This window comes from Psychrobacter sp. 1Y11, from assembly GCF_052259045.1.
Taxonomy (GTDB): Bacteria; Pseudomonadota; Gammaproteobacteria; order Pseudomonadales; family Moraxellaceae; genus Psychrobacter.
This window is the reverse complement of record NZ_JBQQER010000004.1, coordinates 61,070-81,618: the sequence shown is the minus strand read 5'-3', so window position 1 is coordinate 81,618 and position 20,549 is coordinate 61,070. Positions and strand designations below refer to the sequence as shown.

At 43.9% G+C, this 20,549-nt stretch carries 20 protein-coding genes; 11 read left to right on the top strand and 9 right to left on the bottom strand.

Translation table 11 applies throughout. From position 1 onward, the window contains the following. Position 1 precedes the first annotated feature (1 nt). From ACTXGJ_RS04870 to ACTXGJ_RS04860, 3 genes are all read left to right on the top strand, one after another. Entirely contained in the window at positions 2-325 is a 324-nt protein-coding gene (locus tag ACTXGJ_RS04870) for a hypothetical protein (protein ID WP_439243301.1), read from the top strand. 103 nt (positions 326-428) lie between these two features. Then, positions 429-758, top strand: coding sequence for a hypothetical protein (locus ACTXGJ_RS04865; RefSeq protein WP_439243302.1), 330 nt, complete (start codon positions 429-431; stop codon positions 756-758). Continuing rightward, positions 755-1,099 (top strand): TusE/DsrC/DsvC family sulfur relay protein, encoded by a 345-nt coding sequence (locus tag ACTXGJ_RS04860; RefSeq protein ID WP_439243304.1) that lies wholly within the window; start codon positions 755-757, stop codon positions 1,097-1,099. Before ACTXGJ_RS04865 ends, ACTXGJ_RS04860 begins: the two co-directional genes overlap by 4 nt. 49 nt (positions 1,100-1,148) lie before the next feature. Here ACTXGJ_RS04860 and ACTXGJ_RS04855 read toward each other — a convergent pair whose 3' ends face one another. Then, complete coding sequence (locus tag ACTXGJ_RS04855; protein ID WP_439243306.1) at positions 1,149-1,742, bottom strand: tRNA (cytidine(34)-2'-O)-methyltransferase; 594 nt, start codon at positions 1,740-1,742, stop codon at positions 1,149-1,151. A 373-nt stretch (positions 1,743-2,115) separates the two neighbouring features. Here ACTXGJ_RS04855 and ACTXGJ_RS04850 point away from each other — a divergent pair, with 373 nt between their 5' ends. Next, positions 2,116-2,256, top strand: a complete 141-nt coding sequence (locus ACTXGJ_RS04850) for an entericidin A/B family lipoprotein (protein ID WP_068408713.1) — start codon at positions 2,116-2,118, stop codon at positions 2,254-2,256. Positions 2,257-2,345: 89 nt separating this feature from the next. Here the strand turns inward: ACTXGJ_RS04850 and hemW are convergent, their stop codons facing one another. After that, positions 2,346-3,692 carry a radical SAM family heme chaperone HemW gene (gene hemW, locus ACTXGJ_RS04845; RefSeq protein WP_443565286.1) on the bottom strand — a complete coding sequence of 449 codons (1,347 nt, stop codon included), beginning with the start codon at positions 3,690-3,692 and terminating at the stop codon, positions 2,346-2,348. Positions 3,693-3,881: 189 nt separating this feature from the next. Between hemW and ACTXGJ_RS04840 the strand changes: the two genes are divergently transcribed. From ACTXGJ_RS04840 to accC, 5 genes are all read left to right on the top strand, one after another. Beyond that, positions 3,882-4,340, top strand: a complete 459-nt coding sequence (locus ACTXGJ_RS04840; RefSeq protein WP_443565285.1) for an EVE domain-containing protein — start codon at positions 3,882-3,884, stop codon at positions 4,338-4,340. 161 nt (positions 4,341-4,501) lie between these two features. Beyond that, positions 4,502-5,551, top strand: coding sequence for a hypothetical protein (locus ACTXGJ_RS04835; RefSeq protein WP_443565284.1), 1,050 nt, complete (start codon positions 4,502-4,504; stop codon positions 5,549-5,551). A gap of 174 nt (positions 5,552-5,725) precedes the next feature. Continuing rightward, positions 5,726-7,096 (top strand): MATE family efflux transporter, encoded by a 1,371-nt coding sequence (locus ACTXGJ_RS04830; RefSeq protein ID WP_443565283.1) that lies wholly within the window; start codon positions 5,726-5,728, stop codon positions 7,094-7,096. A gap of 346 nt (positions 7,097-7,442) precedes the next feature. Next, positions 7,443-7,871: an acetyl-CoA carboxylase biotin carboxyl carrier protein gene (accB, locus tag ACTXGJ_RS04825; protein ID WP_439243314.1), complete on the top strand. Its 429-nt coding sequence runs from the start codon at positions 7,443-7,445 to the stop codon at positions 7,869-7,871. A 46-nt stretch (positions 7,872-7,917) separates the two neighbouring features. Then, a complete protein-coding gene (gene accC, locus ACTXGJ_RS04820) occupies positions 7,918-9,270 on the top strand; it encodes an acetyl-CoA carboxylase biotin carboxylase subunit (protein ID WP_439243316.1) in 1,353 nt (450 codons plus the stop codon). Between the two features lie 116 nt (positions 9,271-9,386). On the opposite strand, the gene ACTXGJ_RS04815 is transcribed toward accC, so the two are convergent. Both ACTXGJ_RS04815 and leuA read right to left on the bottom strand, forming a co-directional pair. Next, entirely contained in the window at positions 9,387-10,004 is a 618-nt protein-coding gene (locus ACTXGJ_RS04815; protein WP_439243318.1) for a hypothetical protein, read from the bottom strand. A 336-nt stretch (positions 10,005-10,340) separates the two neighbouring features. Further along, complete coding sequence (leuA, locus tag ACTXGJ_RS04810; protein WP_443565282.1) at positions 10,341-12,089, bottom strand: 2-isopropylmalate synthase; 1,749 nt, start codon at positions 12,087-12,089, stop codon at positions 10,341-10,343. Between the two features lie 314 nt (positions 12,090-12,403). Here leuA and ACTXGJ_RS04805 point away from each other — a divergent pair, with 314 nt between their 5' ends. Then, the gene (locus tag ACTXGJ_RS04805) at positions 12,404-12,883 is read left to right on the top strand and encodes an Lrp/AsnC family transcriptional regulator (RefSeq protein WP_439243468.1); all 480 of its coding nucleotides are present in this window, start codon (positions 12,404-12,406) and stop codon (positions 12,881-12,883) included. 10 nt (positions 12,884-12,893) lie between these two features. On the opposite strand, the gene ACTXGJ_RS04800 is transcribed toward ACTXGJ_RS04805, so the two are convergent. The 5 genes from ACTXGJ_RS04800 to ACTXGJ_RS04780 all read right to left on the bottom strand — a co-directional run bounded on the left by ACTXGJ_RS04800 (position 12,894) and on the right by ACTXGJ_RS04780 (position 19,201). Next, positions 12,894-14,147 (bottom strand): YbfB/YjiJ family MFS transporter, encoded by a 1,254-nt coding sequence (locus tag ACTXGJ_RS04800; RefSeq protein WP_439243322.1) that lies wholly within the window; start codon positions 14,145-14,147, stop codon positions 12,894-12,896. A gap of 187 nt (positions 14,148-14,334) precedes the next feature. Continuing rightward, positions 14,335-15,663 (bottom strand): ABC1 kinase family protein, encoded by a 1,329-nt coding sequence (locus tag ACTXGJ_RS04795; RefSeq protein WP_443565281.1) that lies wholly within the window; start codon positions 15,661-15,663, stop codon positions 14,335-14,337. Positions 15,664-15,792: 129 nt separating this feature from the next. Continuing rightward, positions 15,793-16,593 (bottom strand): HesA/MoeB/ThiF family protein, encoded by an 801-nt coding sequence (locus ACTXGJ_RS04790; RefSeq protein WP_439243326.1) that lies wholly within the window; start codon positions 16,591-16,593, stop codon positions 15,793-15,795. After that, positions 16,590-17,468 carry a peptide chain release factor N(5)-glutamine methyltransferase gene (prmC, locus tag ACTXGJ_RS04785; protein ID WP_443565279.1) on the bottom strand — a complete coding sequence of 293 codons (879 nt, stop codon included), beginning with the start codon at positions 17,466-17,468 and terminating at the stop codon, positions 16,590-16,592. Before prmC ends, ACTXGJ_RS04790 begins: the two co-directional genes overlap by 4 nt. Before the next feature lie 59 nt (positions 17,469-17,527). Continuing rightward, positions 17,528-19,201, bottom strand: coding sequence for an AmpG family muropeptide MFS transporter (locus ACTXGJ_RS04780; protein WP_443565278.1), 1,674 nt, complete (start codon positions 19,199-19,201; stop codon positions 17,528-17,530). 356 nt (positions 19,202-19,557) lie between these two features. On the opposite strand from ACTXGJ_RS04780, the gene ACTXGJ_RS04775 reads away from it, so the two are divergent. Then, positions 19,558-20,499, top strand: coding sequence for a LysR substrate-binding domain-containing protein (locus ACTXGJ_RS04775; protein ID WP_439243332.1), 942 nt, complete (start codon positions 19,558-19,560; stop codon positions 20,497-20,499). Positions 20,500-20,549 lie beyond the last annotated feature (50 nt).

Genomic DNA, 20,549 nt, shown 5'->3' with positions numbered 1-20,549 from the left:
TATGAAGTTATTGATACAACTGCGTACAGCGACTGAGATGGCAAGCTATGAAGGCTGCGCTCTGGCATTGACCTTAGCGACTTTTGGCCATGAGGTGCAGCTGTATTTAGATGCGCCAGTATTTGGCTTATTGATGCAGCCCAAAGCACGCTTGCATGGTATGATTCAATCGCTTGAATTATATGATATGCCACCTGCTTGGTTGCCAGATGATGTGTTTAGTGGCTGGCTGACAGGTATGCTGCCCAATGACTTAGCCAGTCAATTCACCTTAGTGCCTGAGGTGATTAACCCTGATGACTTCCAGCAAATCTTGAGCTTCTAGGGTGCTTGTAAGATTTTATCTTTATCAAAAAACGTTTGGACGCTTTGAGTTAAACTGCTTTCATTAAGCCCACTTGTAATGCTCTATTTTTGGACCCCTTTTTATGGCTACTTTATATCAATTGCATAGCACGATGGACAATCTTAGACGCAGTACAGATCAGCTCGCCCTCACTTGGCGCAGCGGAGACAGCCTTATATTATTAGGTACCACCGTCGCTTTTATCGATTGGCTAACCGCTTACTTGACAGAGAATCAAATAGAGGGCATCGCCAACCTTTACGCTTTAGCAGATGATATCTCGCAACTTGACGATAATACGATAACCAAACTCACTCTCCAAACTAAGATTGATGCGGTATTAGGCGATGCTGACTGGGTAAAGCTGACACAAGATCATCGGTTCGATAAAGTGGTGACCATTGCCTTATGACTCAGACTGACAGCTCCTCCTTGATTGCCAGTATTTCGCTAGACCAAGACGGTCATCTTTGCGATCACACCCTCTGGACGCCAGCAATCGCCCAGCAGCTCGCCGATACTCTAGATGTCACTCTAAACGCTGAGCATTTACAAATCTTGCAACAGGTACGCGAGTTTTTTGATAAGTTTAATCACTCTCCTGCCACTCGTCCTTTGATCAAATGGCTACAAAAAACATTGCCTGAATATGACATTAGCAATCAAAAGTTGCAGCAGATCTTTAATACCGGTTTAGTGGCTCGTCATGTCAATCGGTTAGCCGGACTGCCAAAGCCACCGAACTGTTTATAAGAGTGATTATAACAGCTGACTCATGATGTCTTAATAAACTTAACGACTGTTATTCTTTGCGATCATAAACGCTCAAAGTCTCATAGCCAGTACTGCGACCCGTATCCCCATAAAAACCCTGCTGACGCCATACTTCATAAAGACATATCGCCACACTATTAGCTAAATTTAAGCTGCGCGAGTCTGGTAGCATCGGTAGTCTCAGCCAGTTATCTGCGCCAATATCTTCTCGTATATCATCTGCTAGCCCTGAGGTCTCAGAGCCAAAGACTAAAGCGACATTAGGTATCTTTGCGCTATTTGCCTGTAAACTCTCCTCGACTAAATTCTCTTGTTTCTGGCTATCGTTTACCCTACCGAAATTATAATCATAAAGCGGATGACTCAGCTTAGTGGTCAATGCGGTGATAATATGACAATCCGCCATCGTCAGCGCCTTTTTGGCAGCCACCCAATCCACATGCACTTGTAGATGAGCATATTCATGATAATCAAGACCGGCGCGACGTAGCTTCTTATCTTCAAGCTCAAACCCTAACGGCTTAACTAAATGCAGCTCTGCGCCGCTATTGGCACATAGACGAATGATATTACCGGTATTACTTGGCATTTTTGGAGCGACAAGCACAATATGAATGGTCATAAGATTTCCATTAAAAAAGGGTTTTTAGTTATATTCTTGGTAACTATTATGAACAATAGAGTCAAATAGAAGGCTTTCAAGCTCTCTATTAGGTAAACCCATTTAATCGCCTCGTAATCAAAAGTTACAGTTTATGGCTAATAATTACACTTTGATACTTTGCATGCATTTTAACTTTTACTATGATGGCTCTATCGGATAGCAAGGCAATATAGATAACTTTTAATAGAGTTAGTTATTGTTTTCCCTGATCTTGATAGATGGTTTTATAGCTTTGTCACTAGTGTTAGTTATAATAAAGTGTTAATTATAATAGCGTGACGCCAAACTCTAAAATCATTTTAAATAAACCACCTATTTTGAGGAAATTATTATGAAAAAGTTAGTAATCGCATCTTTGACTGCTATGTTTGTATTAACTGGTTGCAACACTTTTAAAGGTCTTGGCCAAGATGTGTCAAGCGCTGGTGATGCTGTAACTGGCGGCGCACAAGACGTTCAAAATAAAATCTAAGTTTAATAAGTAGATTTATATTAAAAAGGCTTATCATTTATTTGATAAGTCTTTTTTATGCCTGCAGCTTTATTTCTACTTATCAGGCGCTACAAGAACGCTCGCAATATGTGATTGAGATAGCGCCGACCCAATGCTGTCGTCTGCAGTTGTTCAGTAGACTCAGTTAACAAGCCTTTAGCCACTAATGATTCTACCGAATCAGCGACATCCTCATAGCTCATTCCTGTACGCGCTTCAAATAACTGCCACGTTACTCCCTCATGTAACCTTAGAGCATTGAGCATAAACTCGCTAACTAATTCATCATCGGCAATGGGCTGCCAACCTACCATCTTAGGAGCGTTAAGCGGCTGGGAAGATTGGTATTTTGGTTGTTTATAATTCAGATAATCTTTAGGTAAACGCGATTTACTAAAGCGATAAATATCTGCTTCTATCGATAATGCTTCGCTGAATAGAGCAGCCTCTTTTTTATCAATCTTGTCAGATTCAATACTGACCTTACCATGCGCCCCTGCCCCAATCGCTAGATAGTCGCCAAACTGCCAATAGTTGAGGTTATGACGACAAGGTGTATCGAGCCTGCCTGCCCAAGCGGACACTTCATAATTGCTGTAGCCCAAGCTTTGTAATAACGCGGTTCCCGCCTCTTCAATATCAGCTAAATTATCCTCATCTGGTAAAACGGGCTGATCACGATAGAACACCGTATTTGGCTCGATAGTTAGCTGATACCAGGAGATATGAGTAGCGCCTGTATCATGCGCCAGCTGAATATCATGGAGCGCTTCAACTAGCCCCTGCTGTGGCAGCCCATGCATCAGATCGACATTGACCCGTCTGAATCCCGCTTCGCGCGCCGCCTTAATAGCCGTGATAGCTTGCTGCGGATCATGAATACGGCCAAGAGTGTTCAGTTTTTCGGCATTGAAGCTTTGTACGCCGATAGACAAGCGGTTGATACCGACTTGAAGATACTCTGCAAAGGGTGCGTGCTCGAGCGTCCCTGGATTGGCCTCCATAGTAATTTCGATGTCGTCGGCGAAATCAAAATAATGACGTAAGCCCTTAAATAAGCGTTGATACTGAGGAATAGGTAATAGTGAAGGCGTACCGCCACCGATAAAGATGGAACTAAGCTTGCGGCCTTGGGTTAAAGGCTGCTGCAATAGCGCATCGGCGAGTAGTGCATCGACATAATCATCATAAGTCTCAGACATCGATAGCGGGCTATCTACTGGCAGCTCATGCGAGTTAAAATCGCAGTAAGGGCATTTTTTCACACACCAAGGAATATGAATGTAGAGCGCAAGCGGAATAGTCCTGACTTCGATACTATTATTTTTAGCGCTATTAGTTTTTTTAGTGCTATTAGCCGTCTGTGATCTCTGTAATTTATCGGTCAAAAGATTATCCGTTTTAAATGCTGGCATAGTTAGATTTCAGGTTATAGTTGTAAATATAATTGTCGTTAGGATAACCACTCTAACATTTAAAGAAAAGGGGGTTGATAACAAAACCCTTAATAAACAAGCCTACTAATGACTCAGTATTTTAGGCAAAGTTAAGCTCTATATTTATTAAACTAGCACAAATTAGGATGGTATATGGCTTACTGGCTTATGAAATCTAATCCCAAATATTTCGGCATCTCTGATCTACAGCGTTTGGGTACAGAATGCTGGGACGGGGTGCGCAATTACCGCGCCCGCAACTTTATGCGTGATGACATGCAAGTCGGCGATCAAGTGATTTTTTATCACTCTAGCGCTAAACCCTCTGGTGTCTCGGGTATCATGAGCGTGGTCAAAGCCGGTTATCCAGACCCAAGTCAGTTTCATCCGGAGCATCGGCATTACGATCCGCTAGCAACCGAAGAGCAGCCGCGTTGGTATATGGTCGATCTGAGATTTGAGCAAGCGTTTAAAGAAGTACTACCACTATCAGAGCTAAAGTTTATACCGGCACTTGATGATTCATTATTACTCAAAAAAGGCTGCGAGCAATTAACTGTCATACCCCTTGAGCCTAAGCACTGGCAAGCAATTATGGATATGGCTGAGAGTTTAGAGCTACTATAAACAGCCCTCTCTATTCTAGCGAATGGTACAGTTAGTTGAAAATAAAAAAGGGTTTAAAACTTATTATTCGTTATTATATGACTTGTAGTCTGCTGTCTTTATCATTTTCGTTGGTTTGCTAACTTCTCATTTATCCCATCTCTACCTTTTAGGAACCCCATATGATTCTATCTAAACTGGCTTTATCTACCTTAACAGTAAGTCTACTCGCTATCATTCTCAGCGGCTGCGGTAGCGATGGCGACAAAGTCAAAGAGGAGTACGACCGTATTGAAGAGCAAGTCAATGACGAATACGATCGCCTCGAAGACAGTATCAAAGAGGAATATAAACGAGTCGAAGATAAACTAAGCCCAGAAGAAAAAAGTATGGCGGAAGTATTAGAATCGGTTTTCTTACCCGAAAACGCTTCTGAGACTTTAGATAAATTCTTGGATAAACTTACTCCTGAAGGTGGCCGTGGCGGCCTCTATGTTGGGCATTTTGTCGAGCTAAGCGATGGTGATAACGATGATATCGATATCGGCGCAGTGTATTTTGACATTAGTAAAGCGGGTGCAGGCAGCGTCGAGGGGAGCTTTAGCTATCAGCAACAATACTGCCAAGAGAACAATAGCTTGGGTATTAATTCAGCGGTAAAAGTAGATAACTACATAGCGGGTAAAGTGACTGGTAGTCTAGATACTTTAGAGTTTTTGGATATCAAATATGTCAATGACTTAGGTATTGAGACGCCCAATTTGCTCACTACTTTCGCCGGTAGCTTTAAAGAAGATGAGGCAGGCATGCCTTGGCGCGGTAGCTTTGAGTACCAAGATGGCTTGGGCGGCAAGACCTTGTCTAGCGGTGAAGACAATTGCAATGTCACTTACACTTTAAGTGACCGCTCTAATTTTACCACTTATGCTTTAGACTACACTAAGGCTGAAATGGCGCTAGATGTCACCGGTGTGGGTAGTCAAAAACGCTTAACTTGGCAAAACCCTATCGGCACTAAACTCGTCTTAGTCAGTCAAATAGATGTCAACAAGGCTGAGACTGGCGCTAATGGTTATGTGCACAACCTTGTATTAAGTAGTAATCAGCAGCAGTTTGCTCCTGTTATACCAAGCGTTTCGACCAATTATGCTTTTGTGGTACAAGCCTTTGACGATAATAACGCTCTACTTGGATACCAAGCTTTGGTTTTAGATTTGCCTGAAAGCTTATAATTTATGTCTGTTAGCGCTATAATGTACGTACATTAATATAAGTACATTGATTATCAGTACTGTACTCGCGTTGAGGTGATATTCTGCCTTTAACGCTGGTTTATCCTTCTTTTTTTGACCCATCAATTCATCGCTTGGATTGATGGGTTATTTTATTTCAATCAGTTGCGAATTATGCTATCTCTAATATCTTTTAAAGACTTCAAAAGCTATAGCCTACGTTTAGGTGTACTAGCACTCCCTATTTTAATTACTCAGTTTTGCCAAGCTGCCTTAGGCGTAGTAGATGCGATTATGGCAGGCCAAGTGTCTGCGCTTGACTTAGCAGCAGTGGCAGTGGGTTCTGGTATTTGGTTGCCGCTATTTTTACTCGCTACTGGTATCTTGATTGCCACAACGCCACTCATAGGTGAAGCAGTTGGTCAAAACAAGCATAGCGACGTGCCCAATATCACTCAACAGTCTCTATGGACAGCTGCGGCAATTGGCATTGCTGGTTTTATTATCGTCAATGTAGCGCCCATTATCCTGCCTTTAATGGGCGTTCCTGAGAATATCCAGCCGATAGCGTCGCAATATCTGTTTGGCGTCTCTTTTGGCTTTCCAGCGCTCGCCGTCTATGCGGTACTTCGTAGCTATTGTGAAGCCTTAGGCCGGCCTGAACCGGTGACTATCATTAGTATCATCGGCCTACTCGCTGATATTCCGCTGAATTATATTTTTATTCATGGTCTATACGGTATGCCAGAGATGGGCGGCGCCGGCTGCGGGGTAGCGACAGCTATGGTCCTTTGGATAAATGTCTTATTGCTGGCGGTGTATACTGCTTTTACTAAGCGAGCACAGTTCGCTAATACTCGCTTTTTTTATGCTTTTAGTGCGCCTAGTCGTGCTCAGATCGCAAAACTTTTGAAGCTAGGTATTCCGATTGGGGTTTCTATTTTTTTTGAGGCCAGTTTATTTAGTTTAGGGGCGCTCGTCATCAGCCCGCTTGGCGAGTTGGCAACGGCCTCGCATCAGGTCGCATTAGCCGTCACTTCTCAGTTATTTATGATTCCTATTTCAGTCGCTATGGCCCTGACGATTATGATCTCTAACCGCTTTGGTGAAAAGAACTTGTTAGCTCTACGTCACGTACAAGTGACTGGCCTTATTTGGACGGTGTTGATTGCGCTGACGTCTATGTTAGGCGTTTGGCTGTTCCGGCCCCAGTTAGCCGCAGCTTTCACTGACAATCCAGCTGTGCGCGCTCAAGCCATGCATTTATTAATATTTGCTTTAGCTTATCAGCTATTTGATGGCTGGCAGGTCAATGTCGCTGGTATCTTACGCGGTATGCAAGATACGACTGTACCAATGTGGGTGACGCTGTTTTGCTATTGGATAGTGGCGTTACCGCTCGGTATTTATTTAGTGCGCTATACCGATACTGGCGCGCAAGGATTTTGGATGGCTCTGATTACGGGTTTATTTTTGGCTTCTATCTTATTGACTATTCGTCTACGCTATCAGCAAAAACGCTTAGCTATAGCATGGTCACCATAACCGTTATTGGCTATTTATATTATGCCAAGTGATGATTTATATAAGGGATATTATACTAAAGCGTCTAGCCTATATTGCTAGCGCTACTCATTAAGTCAATAATATGTAAAATTTTTCAGTTAACAACTGTACATTGATTGCTCATTGCGGCGAAGATAGGTATCATGAGTCATTAATGATTAAATACTTTGTTACACTGTCATTCGTTAAGTATGAATAAACTAAACGCTATACTTATTGACTGCCAGCCCCATAAATACAAAATTTTAAACCCGATTTTGAACCCGATTTTGAACCTGATTCTTTAAACCCGATTTTTAAATCTAAGTATAAGGCCCTGATAAAAATGGATATTGAAAAAATACGCACGCTAATCGCCCTCATGGAAGAAAACGAGCTTGTCAATTTAGAAGTTAGCTCTGATGATGAACACATCAGTCTGACTCGTCACTATGATACTCCAGCGCCAACAGTTATGGCCGCTCCAGCCGCTAGCGCAGCCCCTGCAGCCGCTAGTACTAAACCTGCGGCCAAAGCCGGTAGCGTTGAGACCTCCCCTATGGTTGGAGTGTTTTATACCGCTCCTAGCCCTAATGATCCGCCGTTTGTCAAAGTCGGTCAGCAGGTTCAAGCAGGTGATACTTTAGGTATTATCGAAGCCATGAAAATTATGAACCCTTTAGAAGCCACTCAAAGCGGCGTTATCGCTGAGATTTTGGTCGATAACTCTGAAGTAGTGCAGTTCGGTCAACCCGTTATACGCTACAAAGCTTAAAACGGCTCTTACCCTACTCTAGAACGTCTTCGACAAGGATAACCTGATGATAAAAAAACTGCTCATTGCCAATAGAGGTGAGATTGCCTTACGTATTGTCCGTGCCTGTAAAGCCCTTGGTATCGAGACCGTTGGTGTCTACTCGACGGCTGATGCTAACCTGATGCATTTGCGCTTCGTAGACGAGGCGATATGTATTGGCAACCCAAGTGCTACTGAAAGTTATTTGAATATCGATACTATCTTGACGGCAGCTGAAATCTCTGGTGCGGATGCTATTCATCCTGGTTATGGTTTTTTGGCTGAAAATGCTGAGTTTGCTGAACGTATTGAAGAAGCAGGCTTAACCTTTGTAGGACCTAACGCCGATCATATTCGCCTGATGGGTAATAAAGTCTCTGCCATCAATGCGATGAAAAAGGCCGGTGTACCTACAGTGCCTGGTTCTGTTGGCGCGGTGACTATTACCAACGCTGAAGAGCAAGCGCGCAATATTGGTTTTCCGCTCATTATAAAAGCCGCCGCTGGTGGCGGTGGTCGGGGTATGCGCGTCGTTGAGCGTTTCGATGAGATAGTAGGACAAGTTCAAGCAGCAAGACAGGAAGCTGAGCTGTGGTTCGGTGATGACACGGTCTACATGGAGCGCTATCTACAAAACCCACGTCATGTAGAAGTGCAAGTTTTAGGCGATGGTAATGGCAATGCTATTCACCTGTTCGATCGTGATTGCTCGCTGCAACGCCGTCATCAAAAAGTATTAGAAGAAGCCCCTGCCCCAGATATCCCTGATGATGTCCGTCAGCCTATTTTGGAAGCTTGTGTCAAAGCTTGCGAGCTTGTCAAGTATCGCGGTGCCGGTACCTTTGAGTTCTTGTTCGAAAATAATGAATTCTTCTTTATCGAGATGAATACCCGAGTGCAGGTTGAGCACACCATTACTGAGATGATTACTGGTATCGATGTGGTGGTTGAGCAATTAAAAATTGCAGCAGGCTATGGTCTCTCCTATCGTCAAAGCGAAATCGAAATTCAGGGTCATGCCATTGAGTGCCGTATCAATGCTGAAGATGCTAGAACCTTTGTGCCCTCACCTGGCACTATCACTCAGTTTTATAGTCCTAGCGGAGCTGGTGTGCGCTTTGACTCCCATCTCTATCCAGGGTATATGATACCTAGCTATTATGACTCATTGATTGGCAAGCTGATCTGTCATGGGCAGACCCGCCAGCAAGCTGTAGCAAAAACTTTACACGCGTTAGATGAGCTGATTATTGAGGGGATTAAAACCAACATCCCCTTACATCGTGACGTTATTTTGGCGGATGCTAATTTTGTTGAAGAAGCGCAAAATATCCATTATTTAGAAAATGAACTATTGCAGTCAGCTAAGAAGTCATAGCTCTTTTTATTACTGTATTATTCTCGAAAAACATAAAAAGCCGCTATTTTCATAAATAGTGGCTTTTTATTGGAGGCTATTCATCAAGAGTTTAGTTGAAAACTTTGTTTAAAAACTTAAGGCAATACTTTTTTAAAGTTCATAAAACACTCTTGGCCCTCAGGATCAGCGCACCACTGCATCTGATTACCATCGTGATTCAAAAAAGCGATAAATGCTTCATCGCTTTGATCCACTTGGTTACCTGAGCAGTCTACTTCATTATTATCATAAATGGTTTTTAGCGCAATGATCGGGAGTCCTGTTTCCAGATGAGTAACGATATAACGACCATACGTCCATTCATCACCGCTCACCGCCCACATCTCATTATCTTCCCCGAAATGATATATCTCACGGCACTGCTTAGCATTAGCCGCCGACAGATTCATAGCCAAATCATCATCTTCCTGAGCTACTATAGGATTAGGCGTCACGATACGCTGCTCATCCTGAACCACGATACCGCCTAGCCTACTATCAGACGCTATATTAGCCTTTTCGCTTTGTTGTACGTTAGACAAAGCGCGCTCAAAGGTAGCGTCATCGCTGCTATCGAGCTCGATCTCCCATTGGCCCGCTATAGCTGGACTGATGTGAGTGGTGATCACCGCTTGGCTAACCTGCTGGCCAGGAGTCGGGAATGTTGACAAGATACCTGCTAGAGTAAATGAAGCAAATGAGAGGGGTTCCATAATCAGCCTTTATTTATTTTCATTGGCGTTGTAATTGATATTATAATTAACTTGGCTTTGTAATTAACACTGTAGTTAATATTTTAACCTTCAGCGTAAATCTTTGCCGCTAAAAAGACAAGTAACATTATGCTGCTTACTACTATATAGCGAATTACGCGACAAATAGTGACGCATTATAAAGTGTACCTAATGTTTAAATGGCTAGTATTTAAATAGTAAGGAATGTTAAGTCGCTCAATACAAAAAGCGCCACCACTTACTGGGTGACGCAATGAGTAGTGACGCTTGGATTATGATCTTTTCAACTAAATTCAATCTAGCTGCTAATCGAAGTCATGCCGCGCTCGTTACTGAGGCTTGAGCAAAGGCAGACAAGGCTCCTTTTAGCATAGCAGAGACGGTGCTGCTACAAGTTCCAATTCCTGAATAGACCTCTCCATCAACATTGAGCTGAATATACGCGGCAGCATTGGCATTGGTTTTATTATCGTTACCATCATCAATATGCTGGGTACTAATAGCATGCTCTGCATAATTAATAATATGTAATGATTTGCCAGTGTGATGAGCTAAGCCATCGATGAAAGAGGATAACGGCCCATTACCGTTGCCTTTAATAGTAATTGTTTCGCCATTCATTTGTACTTGACCATCGAAGAAGACCTCACCGCCTTTGTTGCTGACATTGTAGTCGAGTAGATCAAAATCCCCTTGCTGCAAGTAAGTGGTCTCAAAAGTCTGCAAGATCTCATCATTTTGCAATTCTCGAGCCGTCTGTTCCGCTTGCTTTTGTACTACTTTACTAAAGTCAATCTGCATCCAGCGCGGCAAATTAAAGCCATAATCACGCTGTAAAATATATGCTACTCCACCCTTACCAGACTGGCTATTGATTCGTACCACATCTTGATAGCTGCGACCGATATGGGCAGGATCTATCGGTAGATAGGCCACATCCCAGAAGTTTTCGGTCTCATCAGCATGGTTTTCGTTATAATCAAGCGATTTCTTAATCGCGTCTTGATGAGAGCCGCTAAAGGCGGTAAAGACGAGCTCGCCCACATATGGATGACGCGGATGCACCGGTAAGTTATTGCACTCGCTGGCAACTTGGACGATCTCACTCATGTTGCTAAAATCAAGCTCAGGATCGACCCCTTGGCTAAATAAATTCATCGCCATAACCATCACGTCCATATTGCCGGTACGCTCGCCATTACCAAGTAATGTCCCCTCGATACGATCGGCGCCTGCTAGGACGCCAAGCTCCGCTGCCGCTACCGCACAGCCTCTATCATTATGCGTATGTAGGCTAACAATCACATGCTCACGTTGGGCTAAATTGCGGCAAAAATACTCTACCTGATCAGCAAATATATTGGGCATAGACGCTTCAACGGTCGCAGGCAAGTTAAAGATAACCTCTTGACCGTGTTGTGGCTGCCATACTTCGCAAACCGCGTCACAGACTTCTACTGCAAACTCGGTCTCGGTCTGACTGAAACTCTCAGGTGAGTACTGAAACACCCATTCAGTCTCCGGATACTTAGCAGCATAGTCCACTAGCAATTGCGCGCCCGCGACTGCGATCTCTTTGATTTCAGCTTGGGTTTTGCCGTAGACTTTTTCGCGTTGAATACGGCTAGTGGAGTTATAAACGTGAACGATAGCCCGCTTAGCACCTTTTAAGGATTCAAAGGTACGAGCAATTAAGTGCTCACGCGCTTGCACTAGTACTTGTAGCGTGACGTCTTCTGGTACGTGGTTTTCTTCAATTAACTGACGAGCAAAATCAAACTCAACTTGCGCGGCGGAAGGAAAGCCGATCTCAATATCTTTGAAGCCAACCTCAACTAAAGTCTTAAAAAAACGCATTTTTTGTTCAATGGTCATCGGATCAATTAACGCTTGGTTACCATCACGCAGATCTACACTTGCCCAAATTGGCGCTTTTTCAATCGTTTTATTCGGCCAAGTACGATCCAACAATAGCGGCGCAAAGGCAAATGGACGATATTTACGAAAGTCAAAAGCGGCATGCTTAGGGGTGATCTTGGCGGTGCGAGTGGTGGTTGCAGACATAACAGATCCTCAGTGGTATAAAGGGTGTCCCTAAAATAAATAGGGTGAGATCGATAGGTTGATAACCTAATAAATTAATGGCTTAAATGAAAATAAGTAACCCTTAGTCTTAATATTTAGCTGATAAAAGCTTAGCTTTATCATAAAACAAAACTACAAGTGATGCCATTATAATAACAAGGTTTACCAAGTGAAATACGGCTTAATTTTACATATTTATTATCAGTATTAGTGAATAATACCAATATTACCTTTATAATGAGCTAAAATCCCTAATTTTAGGATATATCATGTCTAATACGAATAATAACTCTATGACTCATAGCAATCAACTCGACTCCCCTCTCGATGAGATTGATAAGCGTCTACTGCAGTTATTACAGACGGACGCGCGTATCAGCATCACTGAACTGGCTGAGTGTGTTAACCTTTCGGCTACTCCTTGTGCCCGCCGAGTCAAACGCCTAGAAGATAGCGGAATCATAACCGGCTATCATACCCAAACCGATGCGCACAAATTAGGCTATCCACTGGCGGTGTTTATTGCTATTAGCATGGATCGTCATACCGCTGAGCGTTTTGAGCAGTTTGAGCGCAAAGTACAGAGCTTCGATGAAGTCATCAGCTGTAGCATTGTCACCGGCCGTACTGAAGATTATCTGATAAAAGTGCGAGTGCGGGACATGGCGCACTATGAAGAGTTTTTATTGCATAGGCTTAATCGTATCGAAGGCGTGGCACAAGTCCATACTAGCTTTGAGCTACGAGAGATATTCAATCGCAGCATCGTATAACTTTAGCTATCTAGCTTTGGCTTACGCGTTGGCGCTGTCGGCTGAATCCTAAAATCAATATTAGCCCAAGCAGCAATCCGATACCCGCTACTAGTAATCCACCGTTGAAACTATCCTTTGCTCCAGCTAAAGCAACGGTCACTAACGGACCTAAGAACTGCCCTATGGCATACGCCAAAGTCGCTAGACCTATCAATAGGTTAGAATAAGCAGGATTTATATTTTTTATAATATTCAAGGTCATCGAGACGATACCGACAAAGGTGGCCCCCAAAATAGCCGCATTGACATATAAGCCAAACGCCCCTGCGAACCACAACGGCACAAACATCCCTAAAGCTTGCAATAGAGTCAAACCGATTAAGGTTTTGGTCTCGCCAACACGTTTAGCCAATGCGCCCCACAGCGGATTAGAGAGCATAGCAAACACTCCAACCACTAACCAAATCAGTAGTCCTGCATGGGTCTGCGTAGGTAGCTGCTGCACTGCCATCACCGGTAAAAAAGTCGCTGAGGTGATGTAGCCAAACCCTGCTAACACATAGCTCAGTGACAATAATAAAACCGCTTTGCCTTGTCCAACCATCGCCTCATATAGCGAACGTTTAAAATTGATATAAGTCTGTCTCATAGAGGGCTGTGTGTTGATTATCGTATCATCTTGCAAATACCTATCGGGACGAATGGCATAGAGTAAAAACAGCAAAGGTAAACTACTAAGTCCTGCTACTAGCCAAATACTATAAAAATGTAGCTCGAGACTAAGGAGCCACCAAGTTAGGATGGCTGAGGCGCTAATCCCCACACCGATACCGGCATAATGCACCGTCGATAGTAAGGATCGCTTATGGTTACTAAAGCTTTGGATAATAAAAGAGGAGCCTAATATCATGCCAATACCGCTCGCAATTCCGGCGAATAAGCGGATGATATACCAAAGGCTTAAAGGTAGGTTTGGCAAAAACAAAAGTAAGGTAGTGACGATACTTAGTAAAGTACCCAGCATCAAGGCTCGCCACGTCAGACGATGAGGCACAAACATCGCTATCAATGAGCCAATAAAATAACCCACATAATTAACTGATGCTAACCATCCGGCGATCGTAGTGCTAAGCGAAAGCTCGCTCATAATATCAGGCAAAGTGGCGGTAAATAAAAAACGTCCATAGCCCATCACCACTGCTAGACAATAAAGTCCTATCCAAGCGATAACGGTTTCGTTGGTAATCGAAGGGATAAAACGAGACGGCGATATCTTTATCATAGCCGGCCCAATATCATAACTAAGCGCTTAAAATAAGCCCGCGTCATAGCAGTGCTCGTTGCAATGCTTGTTGCGCTCGTTTATGCCAGTTCTTGCTCACAACGCACCGTCCTTGGTGTTCATACCATTTTACATTTATACCATTTCAAAGACTCTAAATAGCGCTTTAACTCGTAGCTATTTGGCCCTATTCGCTAACGGTATCAGGCCGACCTAACATAGCGACTCTTTGATCGCTAAACATATCCATATCTGGTGCTAAGGTGCGCATAAAGCGGTCAAAATACAACAGCTGCTTGGTCAATAGCGCAAAATCTCGCGGGAAGTGAATACCGTGGCGCTTACCGACTTCAACGATCTCGAGCATCATCTTATTGAGCTCGTCGGCTTGCTCTTTGGTATTGAAAGGAGTGCCGCTAGTGAAGGCGATATCTTCTGCCATAATCGTCTGCATCATGCGCTGTAAGTCAGTCGCTAACAAAGAGATATCTACATGACTTTCTTGTTTAGTCATCTCCATATCGACCATACACTGCGCCATTGCCTGATAATCATTATCCTGCAAGGCCTGCATCATACCCATGCAAGCACGCCAGCTCTCAGCTTTTAGCTTACCGACAATACCAAAATCTAAAAAGCCAATACGTCCATCAGTCAGTAGCATCAGATTGCCCGCGTGCAAATCAGCATGGAAGCTATTACAGAGCATAAGGCTGGCAAACCAAGTGTTCAAAGTATCCGCCATGACTTGCGCTGGATCATTGCAATACTGGCGCATCGCCCTCTCGTCAATCATAGAGACGCCATGCAATCGGCTCATCGTCAATACGCGCTTGGTGGTTAGCTCGTCATAGACCTGCGGGGCGACAACCCGAGTATTACCTGACACGCTTAGAAACTGCTGGAAGTCGCGAATATTCTTAGCTTCCGCGATAAAGTCAGTCTCAGCGAGCATGCGCAGACGTATCTCATCAATAATAGGCGCGATGCTCGCAAACTTCATCGACGGCATGAGCAGCTCAAGTAGCTTAGTGACGCCATGCAGCACCCCCAAGTCGGTCTGCATGATCGTCTCGACCCCAGGCTTTTGTACCTTGAGTACTACTTCATCACCGTTATTCAGACGTGCGACATGCACTTGCGCAATGGAGGCGGAAGCTAATGGTTGCTCCTCAATATTGGCAAAGCGATCTTCCAGCGTTAAGCCATCAACCGCTAACTCTTCGCTTAATACTTGTGCAATATAGCTATAAGGTAACGGTGTGGTTTGATCCAAAAACCCTTGGAAGGCTTCGACGTATTCACGCGGAAACAGTGAAGGTGTACTAGCGATAAACTGCCCTATTTTGATGTAAGTAGTGCCTAATTGCTCAAAGGTTTCTTTTAGCAGATACGCGTCAGGTTTTTCACCTTTCGCCACACGCAGCGCCGATAATCCAGCGACGCTCGCGGTCTGACGGATACGGTTGGCGACATTCAGACTATGCTTCAATAAATGCGGACGATATAATTTCATAACGGCTAACTGTCTTAATAAAATGTAAGAGAAAAGGGCTAGATGATAACAACTAAAAGCAGTTGTAAAGGTAATGATTTATAAAGGAATAGTTTATAAAATAGCGGCCATGACGTAAACCGTACAGAACTATAGCGCGCATACCGGACAGCTGGCATCTTGACGATAGCCCATTAGGCGCTGCTGCATACGGCTACCATCCCATAGTAGTAGCTTGCCTGTCAGTGGGTTAGTGTTAAGCCCTAAGTACTGTAACGCTGCATTAGCTTGCAGATTACCCATTATCGCTGTGGTACTAGCAAGTACCCCAGAATTGGCACAAGTGCGCTCATCTACTGCTTCGTCCTTGGCGATAGCACCGAACACACAATGATAACAGCCGCTATTTAACTGCGGTTCATACAATGCCAATTGTCCTTGCATAGCAATCGCCGAAGCGCTAAGTAATGGAATCTGATAGCGCACACTGATACGGTTGATAATATCGCGAGTGGCAAAATTATCAGTACAGTCTAGTAATAGATCAGGCTTGCCAGCCGCCAGCTCTAATAACTCGTAGGCATTATCTAAAGTTAAACGTTCAGCCGTCCCTTTTGCACGGATCAAAGGGTTAATCTGATTGAGCATTTGCGCTGCGGTTAACGCTTTTGGCGCACCGATGTCGCTTGGTAAAAACAAGCTTTGGCGTTGTAAGTTACTGACCTCGATCACGTCATCATCGATGAGATGTACTTGACCAAGTCCTGCCCGCACTAGCGTCTCTGATGCCGGGCAACCTAAGCCCCCTGCTCCAATCATCACGACCCGAGAGGACTTCAAACGCAGCTGCGCGTCAATATCCCAGCCCGTTAATAATACTTGCCGAGCATAACGCAGTAACTCAGCGTCGGTGAGATTTTGGTTATCTTCAGAGGGTAGTTTAGTTGTCATTTTAGTTGTCCTAGGGTAACTCTATCATTACCCCCATAATCCTTAGCGGTTTTGATCGCCTCAAAGCCATTACGATAAAACATATCTCTAACCGCTTCGGCTTGATCATAGCCATGCTCGATGGCTAATAATCCGCCTTGCTGTAAGTAATTCGGAGCTTGCTCTACGATATGCTCAATATCAGCCAAACCTTGATTGGGCGCACTTAAGGCGCTGATAGGTTCAGCTTTTAACCTTTGCAAATGCTTATCAGTCTCGTCAATATAAGGAGGGTTAGATACGATAATATGAAAGCGTTTTTTAGCGTTAATCGCTAGCTGCTCATACCAGTTGCTTTGGATGAATTCGACATTATTCAACTGATTGTCGCTAGCGTTTTGCTTAGCAGCGCTTAGTGCCTCTGCTGATAAATCAACAGCGACGACTTGCCAATATAACTGTTTTAATTCATAAGCAAGACTGATAGCAATACAGCCAGAACCGGTACCTAAATCTAGCAAACGTTTAGAACCTTTATTATTGGCAATCGGATTACTCTCAATCCATTCCAGCACTTGCTCAACCAATACTTCGGTATCCGGCCTCGGTATCAGTGTATGCGCGTTTACCTTAAAATCAAGCGACCAAAACGCTTGGCTCCCTGTTAAATAAGCTAAGGGTATGCCCTGCTGCATCTTTTCAATGCCAGCATTAAACTGCGCAAGTTCGCTGCTTGTCAGCTGATAGCTCTCATCTGTCATCAGAAACAGCGGCGTCTTATTGATAACATAAAGCAGCCAATCGGTGATCCAAAACTGCGGCACTGCTAAAGACTTTGACAAGGCTGACGCTTCGATCTTGATTTGCTTTATGCTCTGTATGTGCTGCGCAGTCATAGGCCGCTCTTATCTACTACTTAACATCGATTATAATAATAAAAACCTCAACGACTACCCTACTCAGTAGCTCGCGGTGGTTCTTTGGTCTGCGTTAAATTAGGGTTGGCTTTGGTTAAATCAAGCCCTTTATCAGTGCCATCATTACTCATACCACGACTATTATCACTATCATAATCGTCATTATCACCAATGATAATATGCTTATCGACATAATAAATTAATGCCAAAATAGGAATGCCAAGAGCAAAGGTAAACAAAAAGAAGAACGGATAGCTAGTACTATCAACGATAGAACCTGAATAACCGCCTATGACTTTGGGTAATAAGGTCATTAAAGAGGAGAATATAGAATACTGCACTGCGGTGAAACGAATAGAGGTCAGCGCCGATAAAAAGGCAATAAACACCGCGCTAGCAAGGCCTGCAGCTAGATTATCCAAAATAACAGCCAGATACATATAAGGCAAACTACCCGGATGGTAAGTAAGCAAAATAAACAGTAAGTTGGTCACACAAGCGAGGACCGCACCGACCATCATCGCACGCATAATACGCATTTTTTGTGCCAATAACCCGCCCAAAAAACCACCGCCGATCGCCATGACGACACCAACTAATTTAACCGCATTAGCGATATCGACTTTGGTAAATTGCATATCCTGATAAAAGACATTGGAGATGACACCTGCGACAATATCAGAGATACGGTAAAGACCGATTAGCGCTAATAATAACAACGCCTTTTTGCCATAACGACGAAAGAAATCGGCGATAGGCTCGACCCAAGTGACCCGCGCAAACTCTGGCGCTACTAAGTTGGCTTTTACTAAACCATAGCCGATACCTATAGCCGCGGCTAGACTAACCGCCATACGCACCACCTCCAACACAAACCCTGTAAATACTCCTTCGACCTCAGGTAATACTGCGCCTGCATTGGCAAATACCAGCACAAACCCTATCACAGAAATCGCAAATACTAACACCAAACGCGTGTAGTCAGACGTCTCACGCTGCACTAGCACTTGTTGACTGACAGGCTCATGAATGACTAAGGTCGTAATCACCCCAACACCCATGACACCCGCCATAATCCAGTAAGTATTGCGCCAAGCCTCGTAGCTATACAGCGCCTCAGTTGAACCAAAATAGTCCGCTAAATATAAAGCGCCCGCGCCAGCAACTATCATACCTAAACGATAACCGGTGACATACATAGCCGATAGTACCGCTTGCAAGCTTGGCGGAGCCAGCTCAATACGATAAGCATCAATGACGATATCTTGTGTCGCTGAAGAAAAGCCTAAGAGTACTGCGCCTACCGCCATCAAAAATAGACTGCCTTCATTAGCGGGATTGACGCCTGCCATAATACAAATGGCAGTGATAATGAGTAGCTGCGAGACCAATATCCAGCTACGCCTGCGGCCCAGCATCTTAGTCAATATAGGCAGCGGCACTGCATCAATAAGCGGCGCCCAAATAAACTTGAAGGCATACCCAAGCGCCGCCCAACTGAACATCGTTACGACACTACGGTCAATCCCAGCTTCGCGTAGCCATAAAGAGAGACTGGAGAAGATAAGTAAAATAGGTATGCCCGCTACAAAACCTAAAAACAGCATAATAATGGCGCGGCGATCGAGATAAGCTTTTAAGCTCTCGCTCAATGACTTTTTTTCAATCGATGGCTTTGGTGTAGAAGGTGGTACAGGTTTGACAGCTGACATAATAAGTTACCAAAACTTGAAACAAAAAAGGTTTCGTTACAAAATTGAATTATGGTACTTGAGAACATCATCTATGACTAGAGATATTTGCAGCTAATTGCTTATATGCGATGCTTTGTCTACCTATCTTATCTCATTGTTAATACATGGTGATATCAACTATCGCTACTGTTTATATCACTTCATGCTTGGGTAATGTTTATCAAGGTTTGTTTGTGGATGTGCAGCTAATCTAATAGTTTCGACAACTTATATTCCAAAATAGTATAAATAGATTACTATCTAGTATATACAAGAATAATAACTATGATTTACACTAGCCGCAGATATGGTTTTAAAATTTTGGGGAATAAATTATGGCAATCGACGTAGTCGTCAATCAGCGACACTTGCAAATTCAGCTGAAACAGCTTGAGACAGTTTGGCATACCGTCATCAATGGCTATAATTTAAGCCAAGCGGCAACCGTACTGCATACTAGTCAATCGAGCTTATCAAAGCACATTGCCGCGCTTGAGAATCAACTAAAAACCGATGTCTTTATTCGTCAAGGCAAGCGTCTAACCGGCCTGACCGATATGGGCACTGCGCTACTTCCCCATATCGAAGCTATCTTTGCTGAGATTCGCACGATTGAAAACCTCAGCCTTGATTATAATAATCCTAATACCGGTACGCTAACGATTGCCACTACTCATACGCAAGCGCGTTATGTGTTGCCGCATGTGGTAAAAGCGTTCAAAGAGCGCTTTCCTAAGGTGAACTTGATTCTGCAGCAGGCTGATCCTGAGACTATCGCGCAGATGGTCATTCGCGGGCAGGCTGACATTGGTATTGCTACCGAATCTTTACTACATAATAACTATCTACGCTGTCATCGCTACTACGATTGGACGCACCGCATTATTGTCCCCAAGGATCATGAGCTAGCAGGTTTAGAAACCATAGATCTACCGACGCTTGCCAGCTACCCTATCGTCACTTATCACGGCGGCTTTACCGGTCGCGGTGCAATCGACAAGACCTTTAGCGATGCAGGCCTTGAGCCTGATATCGTTCTAGCGGCTCTTGATGCCGATGTGATTAGCACCTACGTAGGTCTTGGCTTAGGTATCGGTATTATCGCTGAGATGGCGTTTGAGCCAAGTCACTACCATAATCTTACCGCCATACCTGTCGATCATTTTGGCCGCTTTACGAGCTGGATGGCCGTGCGTGATGATGCTGAAGTTCGCCAGTATGGTCGTGCTTTTATAGAGCTGTGTCAGCAGCAATTTGATCACAAAGGGGTAGTTTAATAAAACCTGTATAAGGTGCACCCTTGCCATTTTAGATTTGTTACCCTCGT